We start from the raw sequence: 10,483 nt of genomic DNA, 5'->3' as shown, positions 1-10,483 counted from the left end.
TAAAATGAAAGAAACCAATGCGGTCTTGTTGATGGATAAATTTATCTACTACCTGAAGCAACACCGCTTATATACCCGCACACTTGGAATTATTTGAGTCTCTAAAAATGAGGGGATCTCTGAGGGTACGAACCGTAGTCGCTCCCTGGCTGCCTTTAGGGCTATGAGGGGCGCATAAACAGGGTACCAAGTACAGCCGCATATGTTGAGCAAAAAGTTTTACTTTGGGTGTGGGTTGGTGAATATTTTGATGGGGATCAGAAATTGGATAGGGCAGGATATTTGGTGCTGGCTGTTATTGGGAGGTTGCCTCAGAACCAAACCGTAGAGATGGTAATGGGGCGTAGACTTCGCCCCGCAACACACAAAGAGACGCAGCGAGAAATGAGGCAGGCCTTGGGTTCAATACCCCGTCATCTCCAGATAACCGACGCCTTTGGCATCTCCCGAGACGGACACCGCCCCCTCCCAGTAGTCAAAGCGCCCCGTCATGGCCTGATTGGGTTGGCGTGCCTTGATGGTGAGCGTCATATCGCCGGCTTCCAGTTGCCACTCGATGGGGTAGGGTTGCCCCTTGGGGCCGCGCCAGCTCTTGCCGGGGATGAGGCGGATCTGCTCAGGGTTCAGCACCCGGCTGCTGCCGTCCCGCTCAATCAGGATGCCGTAGCGGTTCTCGGGATTGGTGTGGCCCGATTTGGTGCGAAGGCGAAACAGCATCAGCTCGCGGCCATCGTCAAATTGCAGCGAAAACCAGTCCCAGCCCGATTGCCACTCGGCCAATACCGAGCTGCTCCACTCGTGATCAAACCACCCCTCACCGCTGACGTGGCGGGTCTCCCCATCCAGAGTCAAGGTGCCGCTGATGGTTAGGCGCGGGTAGGAGTAGTAAAACGAGGCATTGCCCGGGCTCTTCTCGCTGTAACCCGCTTTACCCTGCAGCACCGCCGGCTTGGCGGCGCTCACCTTCACATCAAGATCCCCCGCCTTGCTCTGCACCTTGAGGGTGGCGGGAAAAAGCGTCTCTCCTTGAGAAGTCAGCACCCACTCTTTGAGCCAATACTCGCCGCCGCTGGCACCAGCCAGCCCCGGCCCTTGGCGGCTGGTGCGCTCGTCCTGCTGGTGGCTGCCTTTGCTCACATCCGTGATGGCGAACTGGGCCAGCCAGAGCTGGGGCACAAGCCAAGGGTTATCCGACTTGACGTTTTGCTCGATACCTTGGCGAAACAGGGTCCACTGCATGCCGTAATCGCGCCCCTGCTCGTCTTTGAGGTTGCCGGTGAGATACCACCACTCGGAGCGGTAGTCGGGGTGGGCGCCGTGATCCGCGGGCAGGTTGATGGGCTGGCCCGGCAGGGCCTTTTTGAAGTGATCGTTGCCGCCGCCAAGGATGGCACCAAGATCGTTGGCACGGATCCCGGCGCCATACAGGGTGCAGATGAGCGCCAGCCACCAGATGTTGAATGTTCTCATACTACTCTCCTTGCGGCGTACCAGGAGGCGAGCGCGCCACAGACGGGGGCGAGCAGGAGCGCCGTGACGGCGTGCAGGGGGGCGGCCTCGAAGGCCAGCCGCCAGCCGAAGGCGCGGGGGTTGACCACCTCGATCAGCACCCAGGCGAGGCCATAGCCCACCGGCAGGGCCAGCAGCGCCGTGAGCAGCCCGAGGCCCGCTCCTTGCCACACCAGCAGGCGACGGCAATGGCGCGGGCCTACGCCTAAGCTTTGCAGGGTCTGCAACTCGCCGCGCCGGGCCAGCCCCAGCACCATAAAGGCCGAGCCGATGCCGACGAAGGCGATCCCCAGAATGAGCAACTTCAATAGCTCGGTCACCACGAAGGTTTGGTCGAACACCTTGAGCGCCGCGGCATGGATGGCGGGGGCGGGCAAGAGGTTCACCTGTTCGCCAAACTGGCCCCTGAGCCTGTCGCCAAGGCGCTCGGGATCCGTGCTGAAGAGGGCGAGGGATTGCACCTTGCCCCCTTCGAAGGCGTGCAGTATCTGCCCCTTGTCGCTGCCGTAATCCTGATAGACGCCGGTGACGGTAAGCCGCCTTGGCCCCCCCTCGCTGGTTACCTCGAGGGTTTGGCCCACCCTGACCCCGAGGCGCACCGTGAGCGGTTCGCTGGCCAGCACCTCGTCAGAGGTAGCGGGCCAGCGCCCGGCCAGCAGGGGATAGGCGGCTTTGAGCTCGGGGATAAAGTCCATCTGCGCCCACTCGATGGGCTGCCCCTGCCAGCGGGCCGGGAGCACGGCGCGGCGGGAGGCGGCGCTCACGTCCGGCGTGGCGAGGATGGCGGTCAGGGTCTGCTCGCCCAGGGCGCCGCGACTGCCTGCCACCCCCTTGGGGGCGCTGACATAGAGATCGGCGGCCAGGCGCTGGCCGAGCCAGATCTCCACGCTTGAGCGAAAGCTCGACACCATGACCCCGATGCCGATGGCAGCCGCGATGGCCAGTTGCAGCGCCATCACCGCGATGGCGGTGCGATCCAGGTGATAGAGGGTTTCGGCCACCCCGAGCCGGGCGGTGAGGGGGCCGCGTGCGCGCAGCCGCCCCAGCAAGGAGCGAAGGGCATCGGGCAGGATGAGGGCCATGGCGAGCAGCCAGCCCCCGGCCACGAAGAGGGCGCCGCCAAGGCCCGTGTCTGGCCGCCACAGACAGAGCGCGCACAGCAGCAAGATGGCGATGGCCAGACCCCGGCGTTGCCAGGGGTGAGCCGATGGACGGCTGTTGCCCTCCCGAAGCTCAAGGGGGGATTGGCGCAGCAGTTGCCACCAGCCGGGCAGGTTGGCGGCAAGCATCCCCAGAAGGCCGAGCACCAGCGCCTTGCCAAGGCTGGCGGGGGAGAGGCGCAGCAGGTCGATGGGATTGGGGCCATAAAGGTCGGCCAGCGCCTGGGTGAGCTGCCCCATGAGGGCCAGCGCCAGCAGGCTCCCCAGCAGCAGCCCGAGCAGGGTACCGAGGGTGGCGAGGAGAGCGAGCTCCAGAATGAGCCAGTGCAGCACCCGGCGCGGCGCCATGCCGAGGATGATGAGTTGGGCGATCAGGGGGCGGCGCACGCTCTGCACGAAGCGCTGGGCGTTGAACACCAAAAACAATCCCACCGCCATGGCGAGCAGGGAGAGCGCCGTGAGGTTCAGGGCCAGTGCATCCCCGAGCTGGCTGGCATCGAGCGCCGGGCTGATGGGTTCGAGCCACAGGGGCAGGTCGGGGAAGTCTGCCCGCAGTGCGGCCTGCAGCGCCTGTGCCTGCGTCTCGCTTGCCTTGAAGACGATGCGATCGAGCCGGCCTGCCTTGCCCAGCAGGGGCTGGGCGAGGCCGATGTCGGTCACCAGCAGCCGCTCCATGGGGACGGCGCCGGGTTCGAAGGTGCCCGCCAGGGTGAGGGTCAGTGGGCGCTGCCCCTCATCCCCCAGCGCAAAGTCCCGCGACTGGCCCGGCTGCCAGTCAAGGCGCCTGGCCTCGGGTGCCGAGAGCCAGACGCTGTCTGCGCGGCGCAAGGTGAAATCGGGTTCGCGCGTGGGCTGATCCCCAAACAGTTTGCGCAGGGGGCCGGGGTTGAAGAGATCCATCCCCAGCAGCTGGAAGCTGCGCCCCTGCTCGTCCTTGAGCCAGGCGTGCAGCTCTGGCATGGCGTCAAGGCTCGGCTGGCTTCGCACCAGCGTCACGTAGATCTGTTCATCCAGGCCGCCCCGGGGGGCCAGCCGGTAGTTGGCCTCCCCGGCGAGCTGGCTGCGGGCGGCGACAAAGTTGGTGCGGGCGCTGTGGTTCAAGAGCTCGATGGCCACCACCAGGGTGACCCCCAGGGTGAGCCCGGCCAGGCTCATCAACAGCAGCCAGGGGTGGGCGCGATAGAGGCGCAGCAGCGCCTTGAGCGGCAGCATCAGCGGGCCCCCCGGCAGGCGTCAGCCATGGCGGCGCCCCTTGCGCTCGACCAGCTGCCCCCCTTCCAGGCGCAGCACCCGATCCGCCAGGTTGCCATAGCCCGGGTTGTGGCTCACCAGCAAGAGACCGGCGCCGGTATCCCGCACCGCGTTCATCATCAACGCCATCACCTGCTCGGCGTTGTGTTCATCGAGGCTCCCGGTGGGCTCGTCGGCGAGCAGCCAACGGGGCTGATGAATGAGGGCGCGGGCCAGGGCCACCCGCTGACGCTGGCCGCCGGAGAGCTGCTCCGGCCAGGCGTGGCGCTTGTGGCTCATGCCTAGGCGCGCGAGCAGGGTATCGAGGCGCCCATCGTCCTTGGGCAGGCGGTTTATCTGAAGGGGCAGGGCGAGATTCTCGGCCACCGTCAGGGTCGGCAGCAGGTTGAAATCCTGATAGACGATGCCGAAATGGCGCCCGCGCAGCCGGGCCCGCTCGTCCGCCGGCAGGGTGTCGAGGCGGGTCTCGCCGAGCCAGATCTCCCCCTTGTCCGGGGCGATGAGGCCGGCGATGAGGCTGAGCAGGGTGGACTTGCCACAGCCGCTTTGCCCCAGCAGCAGGCAGGTTTCGCCGGCGTTGAGGGTGAGATCCAGCCCCTCAAACAGGGGGAGCGTCTCGCCGCCGTTGGCGAAGCGTTTACTGAGGTTGTGCAGGTTCAACATGAGGTAACCGCTTGATGGTCAATGATATTGCCCGGTGGTTTACGCTATCACGGCCAGAAATGATCAACACCCCTCGTCGTTGATCAAACTGGCCAGTTAGTGATCACGGCTGCAAAACGGGGCAGGATCCTGTCTGGATCCCGCTCGTCAGAGCTGGGTAGAATAGGGCATCGTGGCACAGAGGATGGCAAGGATGTTACACAAGCAGGTCAATTTCATCGTCGATGGCAAGGGAAACAAGCAGGCGGCCGTGGTGCCAATCGATATCTACAACGAGCTGATGACCCTGCAAAAGGCCCTGGCAGACACCAAGCCGGGGGAGCGGGAGCGCTATCACTTCGGCGGCAAGGGGGCAGAGGCCCATGGCTATCCGGTGGGCAAGCGGCAAAACCCCGGCTTCATGGTGCTGGCGGGATCCACCGCCAACGGCGAGGACGCGGCCTCCCTGCGCGAGGCGGTGATCGAGCTGCGCCAGGATCTGCTGGCCAAGGGGGTGCTCACTCCCCGCGCCGAGGGGGGCTTCGTGTTCAGCGCCGATCAGCTGTTCAACAGCCCGAGCCTGGCCGCCAGCCTGGTGGCGGGCAACAACCGCAGCGGCCTCGACGCCTGGCATAACAAGGCGGGCCACACCCTCAAGCAGTCCGGGTTTGGCAAGAAATAGCCCGGTTCCCCGCCCCGTCGGGGGCGTGCTGTGTGCCGGGCGAAAGCCCGGACCTATTTTCTGGCAAAAAATGCCGAAAAGGTTGATATAGATACAATTTATTTTTGTATCAGCTGCTAGCATCGATGCCAGACGCTTCTCAAAGGAAGAGCATGTATGTCTGGAACCTTACGCCTTGTCGCCCTGCTTGGGCTCACCCTCTTCTCCTCCACCAGCTTCGCCAGTAGCGGCAGCATCCCCCTGACGAGTGCCGGGGTCGGCTGGTTTGCTCTTGGTATCTTCGTCTTTGCCTATGCCCTGGTCATGGCCGAAGAGTATCTGCAACTGCGCAAATCCAAGCCCGTACTGATCGCGGCAGGCATCATATGGATACTGATTGGCATCGTCTATGCCGAGCAGGGACTCAGCGACCTGGCCCATGACGCCTTTCGCCACAACCTGCTGGAATACGCCGAGTTGATGCTGTTCCTGCTGGTGGCCATGACCTATATCAACGCCATGGAGGACAGGCTGCTGTTCGATGCCCTGCGGGCCTGGCTGGTGCGATCGGGCTTTGGCCTGCGCACCCTGTTCTGGCTCACCGGGCTGCTGGCCTTCTTCATCTCCCCGGTGGCGGACAACCTCACCACGGCGCTGCTGATGTGCGCCGTGGTGCTCAAGGTGGCCAACGGGGATCGCCGCTTCGTCAACCTCGCCTGCATCAACATAGTGGTGGCGGCCAACGCCGGCGGCGCCTTCAGCCCCTTCGGCGACATCACCACCCTGATGGTGTGGCAGGCGGGCAAGGTGCAGTTTGGCCAGTTCCTAGTGCTCTTCATCCCCTCCCTGCTCAATTTCCTGGTGCCCGCCACCCTGATGAGCCTGATGGTGCCGCGCCGCGCCCCCAATGCCCTGAACGAGGTGGTGGAGCTCAAGCGTGGGGCCCGCACCATAGTGCTGCTCTTCATCCTCACCATAGGGACCGCGGTGGCCTGCCACAACTTCCTGCACCTGCCCCCCGTGCTCGGCATGATGATGGGGCTGGGTTACCTGCAATTTTTCGGCTTCTACCTGCGCAAGACACTGCCACGATCCCTGGCCCGCAAGCGCGCCCTCTACGAGCGCAACGGCGACCATGCGCGCCTGCAGCGCATGGGCTCCATAGTGCCGTTCGATGTGTTCAACAAGGTGGCCAAGGCGGAGTGGGACACCCTGCTCTTCTTCTATGGGGTAGTGATGTGCGTCGGCGGTCTGGGCTTTATGGGCTATCTGGAGCTGGCGTCCCACTTCCTCTATGACGGTAGCGATCCGACCCTGGCCAACGTCGCCATCGGCGTGCTCTCTGCCGTGGTCGACAACATCCCTGTGATGTTCGCCGTGCTGTCGATGAACCCGGACATGGCCCTGGGCCAGTGGCTGCTGGTGACCCTGACCGCCGGGGTGGGGGGCAGCCTGCTCTCCATCGGCTCCGCCGCCGGGGTGGCCCTGATGGGGCAGGCCCACGGCATGTATACCTTCTTCGGCCACCTCAAGTGGTTGCCCGCCATTCTGCTGGGCTATCTGGTCAGCATAGGGGCGCATTTGTGGCTCAATACCGCCCTGTTCTGAACACCATGGTGATGGCAAAGGAAGGATAGATGGGACAACTGTTCGAGGCGCTCTCACCGCGCCATGTGGCCTTCATCGAGGCGCAGAAGATCTATTTTGTCGGCACGGCGGCGAGGGAGGGCACCGTCAATCTCTCCCCCAAGGGCGGGGATTCCCTGCGGATCCTGGGCCCCAATACCCTGGCCTGGCTCAACTTGACAGGCAGCGGCAACGAATCCGCCGCCCATGTGCTGCAACACCCGCGCATGACGGTGATGTTCTGCGCCTTCGAGGGGGCGCCCCTTATTCTGCGCGCCTATGGTCGGGCCAGGGTGCTGCACCGGGGGGATACGGACTGGGAGTCGGCCCTGGCGCGCTTCCCGGCCAGCGTGGCGGCCCGCCAGATCTTCCTGCTCGACATTGAGCGGGTCCAGACGTCGTGCGGCATGTCGGTGCCTCTCTATGACTACCAGGGGGACAGGGAAGATCTCGCCAACTGGTCGGCCCGTCAGGGCCGGGAAGGGATAGAGGCCTATTGGCGCAAGAAGAACCAGCGAAGCCTGGATGGGCTGGAGAGCGAGATCCTGACCCGCAGCGGGTTGCAGGCCGATGACTGAGGGCCCGCGCCCCGATGCAAAAAGCCCTGTCCATGGACAGGGCTTTCTCTTTTCAGGGGGATCAGGCGGCGCGCTTGCCGGTGAGCAGCCAGTAACTGAGGGCCGAGCCCAGGCCGCAACCTGCGATGGCGATGGCCATGGGCAGGGGCGATTCGGGGGGATTGAGGTTGACCAGTACCCCCACCAGGGCGCCGAGGCCAAAGCGCAGGGTGCCCGCGAGCGCCGAGGCGGTGCCCGCCGCCTGGGGGAAGTGGCCGAGCAGCCCCGTCATGGCGTTGGCCCCCACCAGGCTGATGTGACCGACGAAGAGCACGACCGGGATGACGATGCCCCACAGGCCCCCGGTCTGGCTCCAGGCGTTGTAGATAAGCAGCAGGCCCGCCAGGGGCAGCACTGTCAGGCCGTATCGCAGCATGCGTTCGGCACCCACCCCCTTCACCAGGCGGCTGTTGACGAAGGTCACCACCATCATCAGCAGGATGTTGAGGCCAAACAGCCAGCCGTAGTGCTCGGTCGGCACCTGGAAATACTCGATATAGACATAGGGGGAGGCGCTTAAGAAGGCGAACATGCCCGAGCTCGACAGGGATCCGCACAGCACATACCCCATGGCGCCGCGGTGGGAGAGCACGCCCCAGTAGTTGCGCAGTATCTGGCCCAGGCGTAGGGGCTGGCGCAGCTCGGGCTTGAGGGTCTCCTGAATTTTCCACTGCATCACCAGGCAGATGAGCAGGCTGATCCCCACCAAGAGCCAGAAGATCACCCGCCAGTCGGCATGGGCGCTGATATAGCCCCCCACCACGGGGGCCACCAGGGGGGCCAGGGTCATCACCAGGATGACGAAGGACATGGCCCGCGAAAAGGCATCCTTCTCGAAAAGGTCTCGCAGCAGGGCGTTGACCACCACTGAGCCCGCCGCGCCCCCTGCGGCCTGCAACATGCGCCAGGCCAGCAGCTCCGGCAGGGAGTCCGCCATGGCGCAGCCCACCGAGGCCACGGCGAACATCACCAGACCCGCCAGGATCACCGGTTTTCTGCCAAAGCTGTCGGCGAGCGGCCCGTAGAAGAGCTGGCCGAGGGCAAAACCGCCGAGGAAGGCGCTGATGGTGAGCTGGGCACCGTCGATGCTGGTGGCCAGATCCCGTGCTATGGCCGGAATGGCGGGCAGGTACATGTCCACCGCCAGCGGGGTGAGACCGGCGAGGGCGCCGAGCAGGATAAACAGAAAGCGCGGCGAGAGAGGCGTTTGAGGCATAGGGTGTCCAATCTTCATGGGGCCGAGAGTGGCAAGGGCGTCAGTCTACCAGCTTTGACGGGGCCGGGCAGGTCTATCCGGGCGCCGGATGGCCAGTGCGGGAGCCGTCATCCCGCCGCCAGCGCCAGAGCCAGCCGATCCAGGCCAGCAGGGAGAGAGCAGTACCGACCCGCTCTGGCCAGCGCGCCGCCAGGGTCAGGGTCAGGCTGTGTTGGCCGGCAGGCACCCAGAGTTGCATCAGGCCATGGTCGTTGGCGCTCACCGTCAGGGGCAGGGCGCCGTCCAGGCTGGCCTGCCAACCGGGGTAGTCATATTGGTGCAAGATGAGCTTGGCGGGCTGGGGCGCCGTCACCACCAGGGCCAGTTGCCTGGGTTGCCAGCGCACCAGGGTCCAGCTCACCCCGGGCTGCTCCGTGGTGATCGGGGCTTGAAACGCCCCCTGCCAGGCGAGCTGGCTCGGGCTGAAGGCTCCCTTGGGGGTCTGCTGGGGACGGTACTCCCGGGCGCTGCGCTTGCCGGCGAACAGGGCATCGACCTGGCGCAGATCCGGCGCCTGGGTGAGGGGGGCGTGGCGCACATAGACGAGGGTGGAGAGAAGGGTCAGGGCGAGCAGTCCCCACCAGAGCCAGCGCCAGGGCCCGGGGGCGGGGGCGGGGGGCACCTGCGCCACCAGGGCCACGGTCGCCAGGAGCAGGATGAGGTTGAGCCGCCAGGGAAATTGCACCAGTTGCAGGGGGGGCAGCAGGATCCAGAGGGGTTGGCTTGGGGGCAGCATCATCAGGCAGGCGCCCAGGCCAATGGCGCCCCAGCAGGTGATCTCCGGTTGGCAATGGCCTCTGGCCCCTCCCCAGGCCACCAGCAGCAGGGCCAGGGTCAGCAGGGTGAACCAGCCCAGGTGACCGCGAAAGCGCCAGTCATCCAGCCCCTGGGGCAGGCGGTCGAGGAAGTTGCGGCGAAAGTCGAACATGCCGCCGCGCATCTGCTCCATGGTGATGGCCCCCTGATCCGCCAGGGCGGGCAGCAGCAGGATGGCGGCCATGGCCAGCCCCAGCAGCAGGGGGGCCAGGGTATGCCAGAGGGGGTGAAGGGCGCGCGCCTGCCAGGCGAACCAGAGGGCTCGCACCATGACCAGGGCCAGCATCAGCAGCAGGCTGGGCAGGTGGGAGAAGGCCAGCAGCGCCACGGCCAGGGCCAGCAGGGCCCGTCCCCTGGGGGACTGACTCGCCATGAGGTCCTGCCCCAGCAGGATGAGGGGGGCCCAGACGAAGGCCCAGAACTCCGCCAGGGCGAAGCGGGCATAGAGATCCATGGCGACATGATAGGGCAGCGCCAGATAGAGCAGGCTGGCGGCCAGGGCCCGCCCGGGGGGCGTGGTGGCACGCAGCCATAGATAGGCGAACAGGCCCGAGAGCAGCAGGGCCAGGGTGGCGCTGCCGAGCAGGGGATAGATGGCGTGGCGGGCCGGGGCCTCCGGGCCGGCAAAGAGGGCGCTGACATAGTAGGGAAGCGGGGGATAGAAGAAGAAGGTGGGGCTGCCAAAGCCGCCGTTCATGGCCATCAGCCAGCGGGGATAGAGCTCCCCCTGCCACAGCTGGCGGCCAAAATAGTGGCCGGAGAGGAGATGATGAAACAGATCGTGCCCCTGAGTGCCCCCCTGCAGCCAGAGCGGCAGCACCAGCAGGGCGCTGGCCAGCGCCAGCACCAGGGGCACCAGCGCCCACTCCTTGCCTCCCTTCATTCCTGCTCTCCCTGCCAGGCCCATGGGCAGTGAGTGTAGCCGAGTCAGCTGACGCCATGAGGG

The 10,483-nt window shown here is 65.4% G+C and carries 8 protein-coding genes; 3 read left to right on the top strand and 5 right to left on the bottom strand.

The window, feature by feature from the left end; translation table 11 throughout:
• Nucleotides 1-402 precede the first annotated feature (402 nt).
• From ACLHZ1_RS15365 to ACLHZ1_RS15355, 3 genes are read right to left on the bottom strand one after another with little or no spacing between them, the layout of a single operon-like run.
• Nucleotides 403-1,470, bottom strand: coding sequence for a lipocalin-like domain-containing protein (locus ACLHZ1_RS15365; RefSeq protein ID WP_427262784.1), 1,068 nt, complete (start codon nt 1,468-1,470; stop codon nt 403-405).
• Nucleotides 1,467-3,881, bottom strand: a complete 2,415-nt coding sequence (locus ACLHZ1_RS15360; RefSeq protein ID WP_427262783.1) for an FtsX-like permease family protein — start codon at nt 3,879-3,881, stop codon at nt 1,467-1,469. Before ACLHZ1_RS15360 ends, ACLHZ1_RS15365 begins: the two co-directional genes overlap by 4 nt.
• A gap of 21 nt (nt 3,882-3,902) precedes the next feature.
• Nucleotides 3,903-4,583: an ABC transporter ATP-binding protein gene (locus ACLHZ1_RS15355; RefSeq protein WP_427262782.1), complete on the bottom strand. Its 681-nt coding sequence runs from the start codon at nt 4,581-4,583 to the stop codon at nt 3,903-3,905.
• Between the two features lie 193 nt (nt 4,584-4,776).
• Between ACLHZ1_RS15355 and ACLHZ1_RS15350 the strand changes: the two genes are divergently transcribed.
• From ACLHZ1_RS15350 to ACLHZ1_RS15340, 3 genes are all read left to right on the top strand, one after another.
• Complete coding sequence (locus tag ACLHZ1_RS15350; protein WP_427262781.1) at nt 4,777-5,244, top strand: DUF4357 domain-containing protein; 468 nt, start codon at nt 4,777-4,779, stop codon at nt 5,242-5,244.
• 156 nt (nt 5,245-5,400) lie between these two features.
• Nucleotides 5,401-6,831 carry a sodium:proton antiporter NhaD gene (nhaD, locus tag ACLHZ1_RS15345; protein ID WP_427262780.1) on the top strand — a complete coding sequence of 477 codons (1,431 nt, stop codon included), beginning with the start codon at nt 5,401-5,403 and terminating at the stop codon, nt 6,829-6,831.
• 29 nt (nt 6,832-6,860) lie between these two features.
• A complete protein-coding gene (locus tag ACLHZ1_RS15340; protein WP_427262779.1) occupies nt 6,861-7,427 on the top strand; it encodes a pyridoxamine 5'-phosphate oxidase family protein in 567 nt (188 codons plus the stop codon).
• A gap of 61 nt (nt 7,428-7,488) precedes the next feature.
• On the opposite strand, the gene ACLHZ1_RS15335 is transcribed toward ACLHZ1_RS15340, so the two are convergent.
• Both ACLHZ1_RS15335 and ACLHZ1_RS15330 read right to left on the bottom strand, forming a co-directional pair.
• Nucleotides 7,489-8,682, bottom strand: coding sequence for a Bcr/CflA family multidrug efflux MFS transporter (locus ACLHZ1_RS15335; RefSeq protein ID WP_427262778.1), 1,194 nt, complete (start codon nt 8,680-8,682; stop codon nt 7,489-7,491).
• 73 nt (nt 8,683-8,755) lie between these two features.
• On the bottom strand, nt 8,756-10,420 hold the full coding sequence (locus ACLHZ1_RS15330; protein WP_427262777.1) for a hypothetical protein: 1,665 nt from the start codon (nt 10,418-10,420) through the stop codon (nt 8,756-8,758).
• Nucleotides 10,421-10,483: the final 63 nt, after the last annotated feature.

It is taken from the genome of Aeromonas sobria (genome assembly GCF_050266975.1).
Taxonomy (GTDB): domain Bacteria; phylum Pseudomonadota; class Gammaproteobacteria; order Enterobacterales; family Aeromonadaceae; genus Aeromonas; species Aeromonas sobria_B.
Note: the sequence above shows the minus strand (reverse complement) of the source record. Positions and strands in the feature narration are given on the sequence as shown.